Source organism: Chengkuizengella axinellae (assembly GCF_030730905.1).
Classification (GTDB): Bacteria; Bacillota; Bacilli; order Paenibacillales; family KCTC-33759; genus Chengkuizengella; species Chengkuizengella axinellae.
On record NZ_JAVAMP010000001.1, the window covers coordinates 966,330 to 984,935 of the forward strand.

Consider the following 18,606-nt stretch of genomic DNA (forward strand, 5'->3'; position numbering starts at 1 on the left):
AGACTCCCTCTTCTTTAAGATGTTTTACTTCCAAATCTTTTATTATCAAATTCCTAGATTTTTGTTTGAACTAATATAAAAGGCTTTTTTTGCCGATATAACAAGTAAAGACTGTTAAAGGATTATTGGAGAGAAAATAATGAACTTAAGTGCTTTGATGCGAAACTTATTAGGAGAATTTAAAATATCAGATTCTAGAACGTTACAGTTAAAAGAGGGTCAAATCGTAAAAGGGTTGATTCATCAACTTTTGAAGAACCAAGAAGCCTTGATTCAAATAAATGGCGTTCAGGTTAAAGCAAAGTTAGAAATTCCATTATCTGTAGGTGATCAGAAGTTATTGCAAGTACAACCAAAAACATCAGATGGTTTATTGCTTTTAAAACCTGTAGAGCAATCCGTTGTACCCATTTCAAAAGACTCAGTACCTCAGTTACTAAGTACATTTAATATGAAAAATACGCCATTTAATAGGGAATTGATACAAGCTTTACATAATGAAGAAATTCCTCTTACAAAAGAAAATATAAAGCAGTTTCAGTCCATAATACCAATAACATTAGATCAGAAGTCCATTCAAAAATCTATACAATCTGCAGTATTTATTTTTAATAAGGGTTTACCGATGACTGAAGCAGCATTTGAAGCAATTCAGCAAATACAACATGGGAGACCACTGCATGAGCTGATGACTGAAGTAAATAAATTATTAGCAGAGTGGGAGAAGTTGAGTGCACAATCAACTAAAAACCAGCAAATAGGATTGCGAGAAGGATCAAATCAACCTCATTTTACTAATGCTCCTAACACCGAATCCTTGAAACATATAAGCAATCTTCAAAATATACTGAAGAATATTCTCCATTCTCAACAATTGGATAATACAATAAAATCAACTCCTAAAATAGATGCAAAAACAAATCTAGAAGCTGCCACAAATCATAACATGTCTGTACATGTTAATACTTCATCAGCAGAAAGTACGAAGAATAACTCTATACATCAACAACAATCAGATTTAAAATTATTAGCTAATTTTAATATTAGAAATTCAGATGTATCAAGCCAGGCTATATCCAAATCCAATACACAAAAGTCGAAAGAAGCTTCGATTGAAGAGCAATCCAACAAATCGACAGGACCATTAAATCATGATGGACGGGTAAAAGAGAACCACGTACTAAGGTTTATTCAAAGTTTAGGTGTTGATTATGAGAATCAGTTAGCAAATACATTCAAATCTTTTGATCACGTTGGCAATAAAACAAGTATGATACCTATGAATCATATTTCGGAGATAGATATAAGCAAAGGTTCTCAGAATCTAAAAGCTGCAGTAATGCAGCTATTATCGATTGAAGATCTACCAGTTCAGATTAAAGATCATGCACAGCAGTTGCTTAACCATATCACAGGACAGCAATTGTTTTTATCATCCAACCGCTCAGATCTTATGACACACTTTACTCTGTTTATTCCTATTTACAATGATAACGGAGATCAGACTTCCTCTGTAAGCATTCAGAGTCGCCGTAATAAAAAAGGGGAGCTAGATATTAATAATTGTAGATTATGGTTTGATTTAAATATGAATATACTTGGTGAGACATTGATTGATGTTCAAGTTGTAAGTAATATGGTAGGAATCCAAATCCATAATAATCATTCAATCATTAAGGATTTAATAAATACAGATATAATAAAACCGATAATAGAAAGTATGGGATTTAGATTCCTTTCTTTAAAACATCTACCTATTCCAGAAAAACAAAAGATGTTAAGTGAGAGACCTAGTTCAAAGCATTATGTGTCTCCTAATTATAAGGGGGTAGATGTTCGAATATGAGTAAGAAAAATAAAGAAATTACAAAAGCTGTAGCGTTAAGTTATTCACCAGAAATAAATGACGCTCCAATCTTAAAAGCAAAAGGGAAAGGAAACATTGCTGAACAAATTATTGAAAAAGCGACAAGTCACCAAATTCCGATTCAAGAAGATGCTTCTTTAGTAGAGGTACTGTCAATGTTAGAAATAAATGATGAAATTCCTGCAGATTTGTATCAACTTGTTTCAGAAATACTATCCATCGTTTACGAAGCAGATCAAAAAGCAAAGTTAATGGAAGTATTTAAATGATGACAAAAGCAAAAGGTGATCAAAGGAAGAATACCGGACACTTCGGTGAAAAACTTGCAGTGGACTTTTTGTTAGAAAACAAATATAAGGTGATTGAGAAAAATTGGAGATGCAAGCTTGGTGAAGTTGATATCATTGCTTATGACAATGACACACTTGTTATATTAGAAGTTAGAACAAGAAGAGACACTGGAAAATTCGGCACGCCTCATGAATCCATAAATTTCAAAAAACAACAGAAGGTTCGGTCTATTTCGCAAATGTATCTGCAGCAAAAGAATCTACAACAGGCAAAAACTAGAATCGATGTCATATGTATTATCTTAAACAAAACTGGCAATACAGTACTCTCCATCGATCATATAAAAAATGCATTCTAATGCTATTTATGAACTATAAATGCGTATCCAAAAAGTTCAGTTTAAAGCACCTAAATGATTGTGAGAACATTTAGATTTCCTCAAAAGATGATGGTAACCTTATGCTATAATATCCAATTATTTTTGGGGGTCTGTCCTGGCATACGGGGACTTTTTGAATAATTCTCTATATAATAAATTTTCTATCCAATGTGCGATATTGAATAGCTTCTGCAATATGTTCACTATTGATGTCTTTTTTCTCGTCTAGATCAGCAATAGTTCGAGCTGTTTTTCTAATCCGATCAAAAGCCCTAGCACTTAATCCCAGTGCTTCAAATGAAGCATGTAGTATTTGTTTAATCTCTGTATTTAAAGTGCAAAATTCATTAATCATAGATCCATAAGCCTCTCCGTTGAAATGTATCCCTTTATTAATATACCTTTGTTGTTGGATTTTTTGAGCAGATTGTACACGTTCCTTCATCTCAGTTGAAGACATTTGTTTTAGACTAGAAGTGATCATCTGGTAGTCAACCCGCTGTACTTCTACATGTAAATCAATTCGATCTAGTAATGGTCCAGATATTTTTGAACGATATTGATTTATTTTATTCACACTGCACTTACAAGTATTGGCGTTGTCTTCTCCTCCTAAGTATCCACATGGACAAGGGTTCATGGATGCGGCTAAAATAAATTGAGAGGGAAAGTTACATACCGCTTTTGTTCTGCTTATAGTCACTTCTCTTTCCTCCAAAGGTTGTCGTAAAACCTCTAGTACATGACGAGGGAATTCTGGGAATTCGTCTAAATATAATACTCCTCTGTGGGCTAGGCTTACTTCACCCGGCCTTGGAATGCTTCCGCCTCCAATTAATCCAGCTTGTGAGATTGTATGATGAGGGGAGCGGAGAGGGCGTGTTTTCATTAATTCTTGGATGGTTTTCACCTTGTTTGTAACACTATAGATTTTAGTCACTTCAAGTGCTTCTTCGTCAGATAACTGAGGGAGTATACTTGTTATTCTTTTCATTAACATGGTTTTGCCTGAACCAGGGGGTCCAATGAGCAATATATTGTGCATTCCTGCAGCCGAAATCATTAATGCTCTTTTTGCTTGCTCTTGTCCTTTTACATCACTAAAATCTTCATTGTCAAATGAAGATTTGGGTTGTGATATGGCTTCATTATGATTTTGTACGTAAATCGGATAATGCTTCCCTTTTAAATCATTGATATGGCTAATTGAGATAATTTCACAATGACTTATTAATGCTGCTTCAGATGCATTATCATAAGGTAGTATAATACGACTAATTCCTTGTTTCATAGCATAGTCAACCATTGGAAGTACTCCAGGAACAGGTCTGAGTGATCCGTCTAAGGCTAATTCTCCAATTATAAGTGTGTGAGATAAATCATTAAGATTTAACTGTAGACTTGCATTTAAAATACCAAGCGCGATTGCCAAATCAAAGGAAGAACCTTCTTTTCGAAGATCAGCAGGTGCAAGATTAATCGTAATACGTTGAAGAGGAAAATTGAATCCACAATTTTTGATAGCTGCTCTTACTCGTTCTATAGATTCCCGTACGGCTGAATCTGGTAGACCAACGATATGAAATGCTGGTAGGCCATTGCTTAAATCAACTTCAACTTCGATAATTTTACCATCAATTCCTTGTAAGCAGCTGCTCAATAATTTCGTATACAATAAAAACACCATCCTCTATTTATTGATAACATCGTAGAAAATGGTGCTTCCATTTTTCCAAAAATTTGTTTTTATTATAATCAATAAATAACCAATATGCAAGTTACACTTACACTATCCAAAGATTTGTTCATATTATTGATCATGCATGGACATATTAAGTTTGAGGTGGTAAAAATGGAAGCAAAACCATATTTTTGTCCAAACTGTCGAGCAAATCGAATCAAATTCAACTTAATTACTTCCACATCTTTGCAAATGTTAAAAGATGCTTATAATGGACAGGTTGTTGAACAAGCTGATCCCATGATGATAGCTGAGTCTGAACCTATGATTCAATGTAGAGTATGCAACTATAGTGGTAATGAAATGCGCTTTATCCGACAAGCAGAGAGAGAACCAAGAATTGAAAATACGATAAAATCTACTAACTGAATCTTATGGCAAAATTGAATTATGAAAAATATGATTTTGGTATTCAGACCGTCCTATGGACGGTTTTTCTTTTCTTTTTTAAAAGCAGTGATAAATATTTTTTATGCCTACTCTAAAAAAATTGATACTGTCATGATTCGTGTGTTTTTTTAAAAGTAAGGAAATTGTCAAAAAAAAATGGTACAATAGTTTAGGATTTGTGATAGAGCTATATAAGCTGTTCCATTTATGGCTCTAAGAGAGATCGTTCAAGAAACGGACAAAATTGAAAACACTTTTATAAGTGAATTTTGATAGGAGGAAAATAGAAATGAATATCCATGAGTATCAAGGGAAAGAAATCTTGAGACAGTATGGAGTGGCTGTTCCTGAAGGAAAAGTTGCTTTTACTGTTGATGAAGCTGTGGAGGCTGCTAAAGAACTTGGGACATCTGTTAATGTTGTAAAAGCTCAAATACATGCAGGTGGAAGAGGTAAAGCAGGCGGAGTTAAAGTAGCAAAGAATCTAGATGAAGTTCGTACATATGCAGGTGAAATTTTAGGAAAGGTTTTAGTCACACATCAAACTGGACCTGAAGGAAAAGAAGTAAAACGTTTGTTAATTGAACAAGGCTGCGATATTCAAAAGGAATATTATGTTGGTATCGTTGTTGATCGTGATACAGGTAGAGTTGTTATGATGGCATCTGAAGAGGGTGGAACTGAAATTGAGGAAGTTGCAGAAAAAACACCTGAAAAAATATTTAAGGAAGTTGTAGATCCAGCGGTAGGTTTACAAGCATTCCAAGCTAGAAAATTAGCCTATTCTATTAATATCCCTACTAAATTAGTGAATAAAGCCGTGAAATTTATGATCGGATTATATACTGCTTTTGTTGAAAAAGATTGCTCTATTGCAGAAATCAATCCACTTGTTGTAACTGGTGATGGAAATGTGATGGCGTTGGATGCGAAAATGAATTTTGATTCAAATGCATTATATCGTCATTCTGATATATTAGAATATCGTGATTTAGATGAAGAGGATGCAAAAGAAATCAAAGCTTCTAAATTTGATTTAAGCTATATTGCTTTAGATGGAAATATTGGTTGTATGGTTAATGGGGCTGGGCTTGCTATGGCAACGATGGACATCATTAAACATTATGGTGGAGACCCTGCGAATTTTTTAGATGTTGGGGGCGGTGCTACCACAGAGAAAGTAACAGAAGCTTTTAAAATTATTTTATCCGATGAGAACGTAAAAGGAATTTTTGTAAATATATTTGGTGGAATCATGCGTTGTGATATTATTGCAAATGGTGTTGTTGAAGCCGCTAAACAAATACAATTAGATCGTCCTTTAGTTGTTAGACTAGAAGGTACAAACGTAGAACAAGGAAAAGAAATCTTAAATCAGTCAGGTTTAAATATTGTAGCTGCAGATTCAATGGCAGACGGTGCACAAAAAATTGTAGAGTTGGTTAAGTAATTAATACACGAAATCACATTTAGAAAGGATTGAAAATGCGATGAGTATTTTAATAAATAAAGATACAAAGGTCATCACGCAAGGTATTACCGGTGCTACTGGTATGTTGCATACAAAAGGTGCATTGGATTATGGAACACAAATGGTCGGTGGTGTAACTCCTGGTAAAGGAGGAACAAATGTAGATATAGAGCTTGAGAATGGAAGTACAGCTTCTTTACCAGTATTTAATACGGTTTCTGAAGCTGTAAGAGAAACCGGAGCAACGGTATCCGTAATTTATGTACCCCCAGCATTTGCTGCTGATGCTATTATGGAAGCTGTTGATGCTGAGGTTGACTTAGCCATTTGTATTACAGAAGGAATTCCTGTATTAGACATGGTTAAAGTTCAAAAATACATGGAAGGTAAGAAGACACTACTAATTGGACCAAACTGTCCAGGATTAATTACACCTGATGAATGTAAAATTGGTATTATGCCAGGATATATACATACTAAAGGTCATGTTGGAGTAGTTTCAAGAAGTGGAACTTTAACTTATGAAGCAGTGCATCAATTAACAACTCGTGGTATTGGTCAATCTTCTGCAGTTGGTATAGGTGGAGATCCAGTTAAAGGTATGGAATTTATTGATGTATTGGAGCGTTTTAATGAAGATCCTGACACATATGCTGTTGTTATGATCGGGGAAATTGGTGGAACTGCTGAGGAAGAAGCAGCAGAATGGATTAAGGCAAACATGAAAAAGCCTGTTGTTGGTTTTATTGGCGGTAAAACAGCTCCTCCTGGAAAAAGAATGGGTCATGCGGGTGCTATTATATCAGGCGGAAAAGGGACGGCTGCCGAAAAAACGGCAACATTGGAAGCTTGTGGTATTAAGGTTGCACCAACACCATCAGATATGGGAGCTACGTTAGTTAGTGTATTAGAAGAGCATGGTTTACTGGAAAAGTGTATTACTAAAAAATAAATAACAACTTGTAAACCTTCTATATCAAAATTGATATAGAAGGTTTTTCCTATAAGGCTCGCCAATCGGCGAGTTTTCTTTATGAAACTCAGGTTTAAAAGGAGTTTCTTTGTACTAAAATGTGTTCAGTTTACCTTTATCGGTTCATAAATTAGTGCAAAGGTTGTTATTTGCTGGTCTTCTAGCCAGAAGTTTTAATGTATGGTTAAATTTTTAGTGTATTCATTCTAAAAATATGTATAATAGGTATAAAGTTCTAAGCTATGTTAATGAAAGGATATTTTTAGGGGGATCTGATATATGCAACCGCGCTTTATTTTATTTGGGTTACACGAGTTGAATGGAATTGGATGGAAAACAATACAATTGATTTTTCAATCCACAAACGCAGATGGATGTTTTGAAATGGGATTGAAAAAACTTCTTAATGCTGATGTAAATACACTAAGTAAAACCTTCAATCTTCCTAGAAATAAAGCTAAGCTCATTTCAGAAAATTTGAATTTAAACTTCATTCAGTGTAGATTAGAATTATATAAAAATACAAACATTTCTTTTTTGACGATATTAGATGAGAATTATCCTGCATTGTTAAAGGAAATACCGAATCCACCCTGGGTTATATATTACAAGGGAAATCCTGAGTTATTAGATAACACTAAACTGGCGATTGTTGGGACAAGAGCTCCGACAACTTATGGGAGAATAGTTACTAAGAAATTAGCAGATCAGCTTTCCAATATCGGATTTTGTATTGTGAGTGGTTTAGCAAAAGGGATAGACAGTATTTCTCATAAGGCTGCAATAGAACAATCTGGTTCAACCATTGCTGTTCTAGGTTCAGGTATAGATGTAGTTTATCCTTCTGAAAACAAAACCTTGTATAATGAAATAACCATGAAAGGATTAGTGGTTTCAGAATTTCCAATCGGAACACAACCACATCCAGGACTGTTTCCGCAGCGTAATCGAATTATAGCTGGTCTGTCACTTGGTACACTTGTTATTGAGGCTGCAGAAAAGAGCGGTTCTTTAATCACAGCAGACCAAGCCTTAGATATGTCTAGAGATGTTTTTGCGATTCCAGGTCCAATTACTTCACCGAAAAGTCAAGGTACTTTGTCTTTAATTAAACAAGGAGCAAAAATGGTAACCGCTTTAAAAGATATAGTTGAAGAATATGAGCATATGTTTAAAATAAGTTATAATGAAGAAACGTTTACAGCTTCAAAAAAACCTTTAAGCAAAGATGAGCAAAAAATCGTTCAGTTTATATCTTTAGAGCCTGTTACTTTTGATCAAATTTTACATAAAAGTCATTTTACATTTGGACATTTACATTCAGTTCTGTTATCTTTACTTATGAAAAATGAAATCATACAATTGCCTGGATCAAAGTTTGTATTAAAAAGTTCATAACAAAAAAATTATAACTTTTATATTAGCGCGTGTTCATAAAGTTCAGTTTTCAGCAAGAAGAATGTGCAAATATCTTTTTGAACAACTTATTATAAAGTTAATCTTTCAATTAGGGGAGGATGAAACTATGGCGGATTCATTAGTCATTGTTGAGTCACCAGCAAAAGCAAAAACCATAAGTAAATATTTGGGAAAAAAATTCATCGTCAAAGCTTCAATGGGACATGTTAGGGATTTACCTAAAAGTCAAATTGGAGTTGAAGTTGAAAATCAATTCTCTCCTAAGTATATTACCATTCGTGGAAAGGGTTCGATTCTTAAAGAATTAAAAGATGCTAGAAAAAAAGTGAAACGAGTATTTCTTGCAGCTGACCCGGATCGTGAGGGTGAAGCGATTGCATGGCACTTAGCTCATTATTTAGATGTTTCAGAGGAAGAGTCTTGTCGTGTTGTATTTAATGAAATTACAAAAGAGGCAGTTAAGGATGCCTTTAAAACACCAAGACCGATCAATATGGATCTTGTAAACGCACAACAAGCAAGACGCATATTAGATCGTTTAGTAGGTTATAAAATTAGCCCATTATTATGGAAAAAAGTAAAAAAAGGACTGTCAGCTGGGCGTGTACAATCTGTTACCGTAAAATTAATCATTGACCGTGAAAATGAAATTAATGAGTTTGAACCTAAGGAATATTGGTCAATTACAGCTCAATTATCTATTCATGGTAAAACTTTTGAAGCGAAATTTCATGGAAAAGATGGGAAAAAGCTTGAACTAAACAGTGAAGAAGAAGTAAAAGAAATTTTAGAGGTTATAAAAGAAGCTCAATTTGTTGTTAAAAATGTAAAAGAAAAAGAGCAATTTAGGAATCCTGCACAACCTTTCACTACTAGTTTACTGCAGCAAGAAGCGGCTAGAAAATTGAATTTTAGAGCTGCTAAAACGATGCAAGTAGCCCAACAACTGTATGAAGGTGTGAATATTGGTAAAGGTGGCAGTGTTGGATTAATTACTTATATGCGTACTGACTCTCCTCGTATTTCTCCTGTAGCTCAAGAGGAAGCAAAAACGTATATAAAAGAAAAATTCGGAGACAAATTTGTGCCAAATAAACCTAGGGTTTATGGGAAGAAAAAAAATGCAAATGCGCAAGATGCTCATGAAGCCATCCGACCTACTTCAACAATGAGAGATCCTGCTAGTTTAAAATCTTATTTAAGCAGAGATCAATTTCGATTATATAAGTTAATATGGGAAAGATTTGTAGCAAGTCAAATGTCTTCTGCGATATTGGATACGATGTCAGTGGATATTGCAGTAAACAATACGATATTTAAAGCAAGTGGTTCAAAAGTTAAATTTCAAGGTTTCATGAAAGTGTATGTAGAAGGTAACGATGAAGGAGTTAAAGAGGATCATAAATTTTTGCCTGAGTTAACGTCTGGAGATGTTCTTGAAAACAAAAAAATTGATCCAAAACAGCATTTTACTCAACCTCCTCCACGTTACACTGAGGCAAGATTAGTTAAAACTTTAGAAGAGTTAGGGATTGGTCGTCCAAGTACCTTTGCCCCAACTTTAGACACGATTCGTAAAAGAGGCTATGTAGCATTAGAAGATAAAAAGTTCGTTCCAACAGAAATGGGAGAGCTGGTTATTCAACTAATGGATGAATTCTTTCCAGAGATATTGAATGTTGAGTTTACAGCCAACATGGAAGGTGAACTTGATGAAATCGAAGAAGGAAAAGAATTTTGGGTAAATGTTCTCGAAGAGTTCTATTCTCCTTTTAAAAAGAGATTAGATGTTGCAGAAGAAGAAATGAAAGAAATTGAAATTGAAGATGAAGTATCCGATGAAATATGTGAAAAATGTGGTCGTCATTTTGTTTATAAGATGGGTAGATACGGAAAGTTTTTAGCATGTTCAGGATTTCCAGACTGCAGAAATACAAAACCAATTGTGAAGGATATCGGCGTAACTTGCCCATCATGTAAAAAAGGCCAGATCGTTGAACGTCGCAGTAAAAAAGGAAGAGTTTTTTACGGATGTAATCAATATCCAGAATGTGACTTTGTATCTTGGGATAAACCTACGGATATAAGCTGTCCAGATTGTTCTTCATACTTAGTTGAAAAGAGGAATAAAAAAGGTGCATATCTAAAATGCTCCAATTGTGATTACAAAAAGGAGTAAGCTAAGAGGTTGTTCAAAAAGTCCGCTTTTCCTGGCACAGGATGTGCTGGTACTACATTAGTCACAAGGATGTGACTGGTTTTTAGTAGTGATCACGGGCTGAAAAATGAACTTTTTGAACTTCAAGTTAATAGGAGGATTTAAACTTGTCTGAGAATCAACATGTTACGGTAATTGGAGCTGGACTTGCAGGAAGTGAAGCGGCTTGGCAAATCGCTAAAAGAGGTGTTTCTGTTACTTTATATGAAATGCGTCCTGTTCGTCAGACTCCAGCTCATCACACAGATAAATTTGCTGAGCTTGTTTGCAGCAACTCGTTACGAGCGAATAGCTTGACGAATGCTGTAGGTATTTTAAAAGAAGAAATGAGAATATTAGATTCTATTATTATTAATAGCGCGGATCGAAATCAAGTACCCGCAGGTGGTGCACTCGCTGTTGACAGAGATGGTTTTGGAGAAGAAATTACCAGTACTTTACGGAACCATCCTTTAATTGAAGTAAAAAATGAAGAAGTAACAGAAATACCCGAAGGAATAACGGTTGTTGCTTCTGGACCGCTTACATCACCAGGACTCTCTGATAAAATCAAACAAATATTAGGACAGGAGTACTTTTATTTTTATGATGCAGCTGCTCCAATCATTGAAAAAGATTCCATTGACATGAATAAGGTTTTTTATGCTTCACGTTACGATAAGGGTGAAGCAGCATATCTTAATTGTCCTATGAACGAAGAAGAGTTCAAACGATTTTATCATGCACTTATTACAGCTGAGACAGCTCCTGTGAAAGATTTTGAGAAAAATATGTTTTTTGAAGGCTGTATGCCTTTAGAAGTGATGGCTGGCAGAGGTGAGAAAACGATACTGTTTGGCCCTATGAAACCTGTTGGGTTAATTGATCCAAATACAGGGGAACAACCTTTTGGAGTAGTTCAATTGCGACAAGATAATACTGCTGGGACACTTTATAATATGGTTGGTTTTCAAACCCATTTGAAGTGGGGAGAGCAAAAAAGAGTATTTTCTATGATACCTGGATTGGAAAATGCTGAAATCGTCAGATATGGTGTTATGCATCGGAATACATTTATTAATTCACCTCAATTGTTGAAATCAACCTATCAATATAAAAACAAGGATACTCTATTCTTTGCAGGACAAATGACAGGTGTAGAAGGATATGTTGAATCTGCTGCTGCTGGATTAATTGCTGGAATTAATGCTGCAAAAGTAGAAAAAAATAAGGATAGCATCGTCTTTCCAAGAGAAACTGCATTAGGAAGTTTAGCTAATTATATTACAACAGCAGATTTTAAACATTTTCAACCTATGAATATGAACTTCGGTTTGTTTCCACCATTGGAAAAAAGAATTCGCAATAAAAAGATGAAAAATGAGATGATAGCAAATCGAGCCATTGATGAAATCAAAAAGTTTATGAACGAAATGGGAACTGACTTGTAAGACGAACTTTATTTATGATAAGATTAGGATGTTTTAGCGATAACATATTATTCTTTTTAGTTTAATTAAAGATCTCCGTCAGGAGGTTTTTTTAAAGAAATTTTATCACGTTCTACATGCTGTTATCCCTCTGTTATTCAAAAGGGAGATAACAGCATGATTTTCACCTAATAAGGTCATCTAACTTTCAATAAGAAATTATAGCTAACAATATTGTTTACATCCCTGCTAAAACTACCACACGCATGTGTGAATAGCAGGATCAGTGCATCCGGCACTTGTCTTAATTCAGTCATATCCTGTGTGCCGTCAATAACAGTACGTCCTGTACTAGTCTGAAAGCAAGATTCCCTTTATTGATTAAAAATCTATACTTAACCTATGGTTTAATCAATCCCGCAAATTATGTTTGTGGGTTTCACTTTTTTGGATCTAAATTTCTGTTCGCAATAAGGAGGTTTTTTTATGAGTCAAGGATTTCATGCAACAACGATCTGCGCAGTTCGTCATAAGGGTAAAGGTGCAATCGCTGGCGATGGTCAAGTTACGTTTGCAAACAGTATGGTCATGAAACATCAAGCAAAGAAAGTTCGTAGATTATATAAAGGGAAAGTAGTGGCAGGTTTTGCTGGTTCTGTTGCGGATGCAATAACGTTGTTTGAAAAGTTTGAAGGCAAACTTGAAGAGCACCAAGGGAATTTGCAAAGAGCTGCTGTAGAGCTTGCAAAGGAATGGAGATCGGATAAGGTGCTTCGAAAATTAGAAGCTATGATGCTTGTGATGGACCAACAGTCTTTATTACTAATTTCAGGGAATGGAGAAATCATTGAGCCTGATGACGAAATATTAGCTATTGGTTCAGGAGGAAGTTTCGCTTTGGCGGCTGGAAGAGCTATGAAACGTCATGCAGAACATATGGACGCAAAACAGATGGCTGTTGCATCTTTAGAACTTGCTTCAGAGATTTGTGTATATACTAATAATAATATTGTAGTAGAAGAAATTGAATGATAATGGACTAATGAAACAGGTATTTATGTATAAAAAAATTCATTTTTATAATTAGGAGGGATGAAAGTGAACAATCAATCGTTAACCCCAAAACAAATCGTTGAAGAATTAGATAAATATATTGTTGGTCAAAAAAATGCAAAAAAATCTGTAGCTGTTGCTTTAAGAAATCGATACCGTCGAAGTCAACTTGATGAAAATATGAGGGATGAGATTGTACCTAAAAATATATTAATGATAGGACCAACAGGGGTAGGTAAAACTGAAATTGCCAGAAGATTAGCAAAATTAGTGGATGCTCCTTTTATAAAAGTAGAAGCTACTAAGTTTACTGAAGTAGGTTACGTGGGTAGAGATGTAGAATCCATGATTCGTGATCTTGTAGAAACTTCCATTCGAATGATCAAAGCGGAAAAAACGGAAATAGTTAAAGGGAAAGCTGAGAAGATGGCCAATGATAAAATCGTTAAATTATTGGCACCTTCAAAGAACAAATCAAAGAATCAAAAAAATCCACTGGAAATGCTTTTTGGCAATCAGAATCAAAAATTTGTTGAACAAGAAGAAGAGAATAAGGAAGAGCTGTATAGTACAAGGGCTTCTTTAAAGGAAAAACTGCAGAGTGGTCAACTAGAGGAGCACATTATTGAAATCGATGTAGAAGATAATGCTCCATCCATGTTCGACATGTTTGCTGGGCAGGGCAATGAGCAAATGGGATTTAACATGCAGGAGTTATTTGGCAATATCATTCCTAAGAAAACAAAAAAACGCAAACTTCCAATAAAAGAAGCAAGGAAAATATTAACGCAGCAAGAAGCTCAAAAATTAATTGATATGGACGAAGTTATCCAAGAATCCATCAATAGAGCAGAACAGCTTGGGATGATATTCATCGATGAAATTGACAAGATTACAATTTCAAATCGTGGATCAGGTCCTGATGTCTCAAGAGAAGGTGTTCAAAGAGATATACTTCCCATTGTTGAAGGATCAACGATTATGACGAAGTATGGACCTGTTAAAACAGATTATATATTATTTATAGGTGCCGGGGCTTTTCATACATCCAAACCATCGGATATGATTCCTGAGCTTCAAGGTAGATTCCCAATCAGAGTAGAATTAAACAACCTTACTTTGGAGCAGTTCGAATTAATCTTAAAAGAGCCTAAAAATGCTTTGACAAAACAATATACTTCACTTCTTGAAACAGAAGGAATCAAGGTTGAGTTTTCAGAATCAGCAATTACTGAAATCGCAAAAATCGCAGCAGAAGTAAATCAAAATACAGATAATATTGGCGCAAGAAGATTGCACACTATATTGGAAAAGCTGCTGGAAGACTTATCATTTGAAGCTCCAGATATTAATTTGGAATCCTTCATTATCACACCTGAATATGTAAATGAAAAATTAATAGACATTGCTAAAAATAAAGACTTAAGTCAATACATTTTATGATGTAGCAATTTTAGGAGGAAAAAGCAAGATGACACTAATTAGCAAAACCCGCACACTGAACAAACTATTACAAAAAGCAGCGGGAAAATCTGTGAACTTTACTGAAATGGCAGAAGTTCTGGATGGAATTATTGATGCTAATATTTATGTTATTAGTAGAAAAGGTAAAATTTTAGGACGTTCAATTTCAAATCCTTTTCAATCGGATGAATTAAATAAGATGATTTTTGAAGACAATCGTTTATCGAAGGAATACAATGAATTATTCATTAGAATTTATGAAACTGTGACAAATGTCGATATGAACAATTCATCAGATCCAATGATACAAAAATTAATAGGGACTTTTGAAGGATTTCATATCACTATTGTTCCAATTATTGGAGGAAGAGACAGGCTTGGGACTTTAGTATTATTAAGAATGGGTGAAAAGTTCGATGATGATGATTTAATCCTTGCAGAATATGGATCAACAATCATTGGAATGGAAATATTAAGGGAAAGATCGATAGAAATTGAAAAAGAAGCAAGAAGTAAAGCTGCAGTTCAAATTGCAGTAAGTTCCCTTTCATATAGTGAATCAGAAGCCGTTGAATATATTTTTAACGAGTTGGATGGTTTTGAGGGTTTATTAGTGGCTAGCAAAATAGCAGATCGAGTAGGGATTACAAGATCTGTCATCGTGAATGCTTTAAGAAAACTGGAAAGTGCTGGAGTTGTTGAAACAAGATCTCTAGGCATGAAAGGGACTTACATTAAAATATTAAACGAGCAATTGCCAGATACGCTTGTTAAGGCACATTAAATTATTTGTTAAAAGGAGAAAAGTGATCCTTCAAATTGTTAGAAAATCGTAATATATTGTTGATTGAAAAAGTCCTTTGAATTAAAAATAGGACTTTTTCCTTATTGTGCAAGCTTTTTGACAGGCTAAAATAAAATAGTATAGATTATTCGATAACAACTGATATTTTTTTTGTTTTATTTGTCGAAAATTAAAGGGATATTGTCTATCTTTGTTGAATAGTTTATCATCGTGAACACTATAGGTAAGGCGGTAATATCATTGGAATTATTAGTCAATCAATCCTTCAAATTATTGGAGAAATCATTAGATTCGAGCACACTTAAACAAAATGTAATTACAAACAATATTTCAAATGTTGACACTCCTTTTTTTAAAAGGTCAGATGTTCAATTTGAGTCATTATTACAAAATGAATTGAATAAAAATACAAGTTTTGAGGGTGTTAGAACAAATGTAAAACATTTTCGAATCGGAAATGATCATGCTACCATCGAACCAAAAGTAATTAGAGATGAAAACTCTATTTTTAACAATAATAACAACAACGTAGATATCGAGTATGAAATGGCATTATTAGCAGAAAATCAGTTGAGATATAATTTGCTCATACAACAAATAAATCATGAGATTAAACAAACACGTACTGCGATAGGAGGTAGACCTTAGTGAATTTGACCAATAGCTTTAACATAAGTTCCTCCGCTCTAACCGCTCAACGATTGAGGATGGATATCATATCGTCGAATATTGCCAATGCAGAAACAACGAGAGGAAAGTTAGTTGATGGTGAGTGGGTACCATATCAAAGAAAAACGGTTGTGATGGAATCGAAAGATTCGCCATCATTTGATCAAATATTTCAATCAAAATTGGACAGCCATTCCACAGGGAATGGAGTTAAAGTGACTCAAATTTCTGAAGACCAATCTCCATTCAAGAGAGTGTATCAACCGACACATCCGGATGCCAATGAGGATGGATATGTATTCATGCCGAATGTTGATATTTTGAAGGAAATGGTAGATATGATATCAGCTACTCGTTCATATGAGGCAAATGTAACAGCCTTAAACGCATCAAAATCGATGTTTATGAAGGCTTTGGAGATAGGTAGATAAATGTAGCTACAACCAGTCACCTTTCATATTGCTAAACAGGAGGCTAAACTGTGATTAATAAAATAAACAATCAGCCCATTCAATCAAGCGAATCTTTATTAAAGAATACACAAAATATTAGTGGGACTGACTTAAGTAAACAATTCGGTAGCTTTTTAAACAACGCTATCAATCAGTTAAATTTAGAAGAACAAACGGTAAGTCAATTGAATTCTCAATTTATTCAAGGTGGAAATGTAGATCCTCATGAACTATTAATTGCTTCACAAAAAGCATCTTTAGGTTTGGAGTTAACAGTTGAGGTGCGAAATAAAGTGATCGAAGCATATCAAGAAATAATGAGAATGCAAATTTAAACAACTTAGCGAAGGATTCTTGATATTTGTGAGGTGACAAAGTGAACGAAACCATTAGTCGTTATTGGGGGAAAGTACTTCAATTTTGGAAACAGATCAGTCTTAAACAAAAAATAATGATTGGAATTCTTTTCTTAGTAACGTTACTAACATTAATTATAGTGATTTATAACTTATCAAAAACGGAGTATTCATTAGCCTATACTGAGTTAACACAAGCTGATGCTGCTTCAATAAAAGAATATTTAGATTCAAATAACATACCTTATCAATTTTCAAGTGATTTGAAAAGTGTTGGTGTACCTAGTACATATTTAACGGATGTAAAGCTTGCTGTGGCATCTCAAGACTTAATTGTAGATGGTTCTCAAGGTTTTGATATATTTAAGGAAAATATGTCTAGCTTTGGTGGCATTACAGAAGGTCAATTTGAGATATTGAATACGGATGCTAGAGCAGGGGAGATTGAACAATTAATTAATGCAATAGATGGTGTGAATTGGTCAAAGGTGGTTTTAAATCTACCAGAGGAAAGTGTGTTTATATCATCAACAGGTACAGAAGATCAAGCATATGCATCTGGAATAATCAGCTTTAAGAGAAACTATCGTATTGAGCAGCCTTTAATAGATACGATATACAATCTTGTAAGAACTAGTGTCAGAGATTTGCCTTTAGAAAATATTACAATTTCATCAGATTTAACAGGAGAATTATTACCATCATCTAGAACGGATGGAGGCAGTGGTGTGCAAACAGGAGCTGCAGTTCAACAGATGCAAATTAAAAAGCAATACGAGTTGGAAATTCAAAGAAATGTACAAAATTTCTTAAAGCAAATCTTTATTGGGGATGAACATATCGCAGTCAATGTGTTTTCAACATTGAATTTTGATCAAATAAATCAACAAGAGATTAGATTTGAACCCATTGATGAAGACGATAAAAAAGGGATAGTAAGAAGTATAGAAGAAATTGAAAAATCTTATACAGGTGAAGATAATCCCTCTGGTGGGATTACTGGAACTGGCGATAACAATATCCCTAACTACGTTGGTAATAATAACAATAGTTTAACTAACGAAGAAGAAAGCGAAAGTAGAATCAATTACGAGATTGATGAGATAACTAGTTCGATAATCAAAAGTCCTTATGTTGTACAAGATTTGACGATTTCAGTCAGCATTCCGTCATTAAATGATTCTGCAACAGCAACTGGAGGTCAACCACAAACAAATCCGTTATCTGATGAAGTGAAAAAACTTTTGGTTAATATAGTGTCTGCTTCTTTGGCAGACAGCGGAAAACAATTTACAGAAGAACAGATCGCTCAAAAAGTTACGGTTATCTCACGCCCTTCCGATTATCAAGTGGGTGGTGATATAGTAGATCCTCCACCAGATATTACATGGATGTATTTAGTTGGTGGTGCTGCAGCATTAGCTCTAGTTGCAGGTGGAGCATATACCGTTTATAGAAGAAGACAAAATAACGTTCTTTTTGACCAAGAACAAGAACTGGCTTATACAGCTGAAAAGGAAGTTCCTAATTTGGAAATTCCGAGGGCGCCTGTAGATGATGAAGTGAAAAATCAATTAGAGCACTTGGCTAGAAGTAAACCAGAAGAATTTGTCAAGATATTACGAACTTGGCTGGCAGATGAATAGGAG

At 34.5% G+C, this 18,606-nt stretch carries 17 protein-coding genes; 16 read left to right on the forward strand and 1 reads right to left on the reverse strand.

All coding sequences use genetic code 11. The annotated features are described in order from the left end of the window. The first annotated feature begins 139 nt into the window (after positions 1–139). Genes Q5Y73_RS04845 through Q5Y73_RS04855 form a run of 3 tightly spaced genes read left to right on the forward strand, consistent with a single transcriptional unit; the run spans position 140 to position 2,516 of the window. Entirely contained in the window at positions 140–1,846 is a 1,707-nt protein-coding gene (locus tag Q5Y73_RS04845) for a TP0910 N-terminal domain-containing protein (protein WP_305990691.1), read from the forward strand. Further along, positions 1,843–2,136 (forward strand): EscU/YscU/HrcU family type III secretion system export apparatus switch protein, encoded by a 294-nt coding sequence (locus tag Q5Y73_RS04850; RefSeq protein ID WP_305990692.1) that lies wholly within the window; start codon positions 1,843–1,845, stop codon positions 2,134–2,136. The genes Q5Y73_RS04845 and Q5Y73_RS04850 overlap by 4 nt, the downstream gene beginning before the upstream one ends. Then, the gene (locus tag Q5Y73_RS04855) at positions 2,136–2,516 is read left to right on the forward strand and encodes a YraN family protein (RefSeq protein WP_305990693.1); all 381 of its coding nucleotides are present in this window, start codon (positions 2,136–2,138) and stop codon (positions 2,514–2,516) included. Before Q5Y73_RS04850 ends, Q5Y73_RS04855 begins: the two co-directional genes overlap by 1 nt. Positions 2,517–2,682: 166 nt before the next feature. Here the strand turns inward: Q5Y73_RS04855 and Q5Y73_RS04860 are convergent, their stop codons facing one another. Then, positions 2,683–4,212: a YifB family Mg chelatase-like AAA ATPase gene (locus Q5Y73_RS04860; RefSeq protein WP_305990694.1), complete on the reverse strand. Its 1,530-nt coding sequence runs from the start codon at positions 4,210–4,212 to the stop codon at positions 2,683–2,685. Between the two features lie 177 nt (positions 4,213–4,389). On the opposite strand from Q5Y73_RS04860, the gene Q5Y73_RS04865 reads away from it, so the two are divergent. The 13 genes from Q5Y73_RS04865 (at position 4,390) to fliF (ending at position 18,603) form a co-directional block, all read left to right on the forward strand. Then, the gene (locus Q5Y73_RS04865) at positions 4,390–4,647 is read left to right on the forward strand and encodes a hypothetical protein (RefSeq protein WP_305990695.1); all 258 of its coding nucleotides are present in this window, start codon (positions 4,390–4,392) and stop codon (positions 4,645–4,647) included. A 310-nt stretch (positions 4,648–4,957) separates the two neighbouring features. Next, on the forward strand, positions 4,958–6,118 hold the full coding sequence (sucC, locus tag Q5Y73_RS04870) for an ADP-forming succinate--CoA ligase subunit beta (RefSeq protein ID WP_305990696.1): 1,161 nt from the start codon (positions 4,958–4,960) through the stop codon (positions 6,116–6,118). A gap of 40 nt (positions 6,119–6,158) precedes the next feature. Beyond that, a complete protein-coding gene (gene sucD / locus Q5Y73_RS04875; RefSeq protein WP_305990697.1) occupies positions 6,159–7,091 on the forward strand; it encodes a succinate--CoA ligase subunit alpha in 933 nt (310 codons plus the stop codon). A 300-nt stretch (positions 7,092–7,391) separates the two neighbouring features. Then, positions 7,392–8,510, forward strand: a complete 1,119-nt coding sequence (dprA, locus tag Q5Y73_RS04880; protein ID WP_305990698.1) for a DNA-processing protein DprA — start codon at positions 7,392–7,394, stop codon at positions 8,508–8,510. A 127-nt stretch (positions 8,511–8,637) separates the two neighbouring features. Further along, entirely contained in the window at positions 8,638–10,710 is a 2,073-nt protein-coding gene (gene topA / locus Q5Y73_RS04885) for a type I DNA topoisomerase (protein ID WP_305990699.1), read from the forward strand. Between the two features lie 146 nt (positions 10,711–10,856). Continuing rightward, the gene (gene trmFO / locus Q5Y73_RS04890; RefSeq protein WP_305990700.1) at positions 10,857–12,179 is read left to right on the forward strand and encodes an FADH(2)-oxidizing methylenetetrahydrofolate--tRNA-(uracil(54)-C(5))-methyltransferase TrmFO; all 1,323 of its coding nucleotides are present in this window, start codon (positions 10,857–10,859) and stop codon (positions 12,177–12,179) included. 465 nt (positions 12,180–12,644) lie between these two features. Next, positions 12,645–13,190 carry an ATP-dependent protease subunit HslV gene (gene hslV / locus Q5Y73_RS04895; protein ID WP_305990701.1) on the forward strand — a complete coding sequence of 182 codons (546 nt, stop codon included), beginning with the start codon at positions 12,645–12,647 and terminating at the stop codon, positions 13,188–13,190. 66 nt (positions 13,191–13,256) lie between these two features. Beyond that, positions 13,257–14,654, forward strand: coding sequence for an ATP-dependent protease ATPase subunit HslU (gene hslU, locus Q5Y73_RS04900; RefSeq protein ID WP_305990702.1), 1,398 nt, complete (start codon positions 13,257–13,259; stop codon positions 14,652–14,654). A 28-nt stretch (positions 14,655–14,682) separates the two neighbouring features. Beyond that, positions 14,683–15,459, forward strand: a complete 777-nt coding sequence (codY, locus tag Q5Y73_RS04905) for a GTP-sensing pleiotropic transcriptional regulator CodY (RefSeq protein ID WP_305990703.1) — start codon at positions 14,683–14,685, stop codon at positions 15,457–15,459. A gap of 261 nt (positions 15,460–15,720) precedes the next feature. Beyond that, entirely contained in the window at positions 15,721–16,128 is a 408-nt protein-coding gene (flgB, locus tag Q5Y73_RS04910) for a flagellar basal body rod protein FlgB (protein ID WP_305990704.1), read from the forward strand. Then, positions 16,128–16,580: a flagellar basal body rod protein FlgC gene (gene flgC, locus Q5Y73_RS04915; protein WP_305990705.1), complete on the forward strand. Its 453-nt coding sequence runs from the start codon at positions 16,128–16,130 to the stop codon at positions 16,578–16,580. The genes flgB and flgC overlap by 1 nt, the downstream gene beginning before the upstream one ends. Positions 16,581–16,630: 50 nt before the next feature. Continuing rightward, on the forward strand, positions 16,631–16,936 hold the full coding sequence (gene fliE / locus Q5Y73_RS04920) for a flagellar hook-basal body complex protein FliE (RefSeq protein WP_305990706.1): 306 nt from the start codon (positions 16,631–16,633) through the stop codon (positions 16,934–16,936). A gap of 41 nt (positions 16,937–16,977) precedes the next feature. After that, a complete protein-coding gene (gene fliF / locus Q5Y73_RS04925) occupies positions 16,978–18,603 on the forward strand; it encodes a flagellar basal-body MS-ring/collar protein FliF (protein WP_305990707.1) in 1,626 nt (541 codons plus the stop codon). Positions 18,604–18,606: the final 3 nt, after the last annotated feature.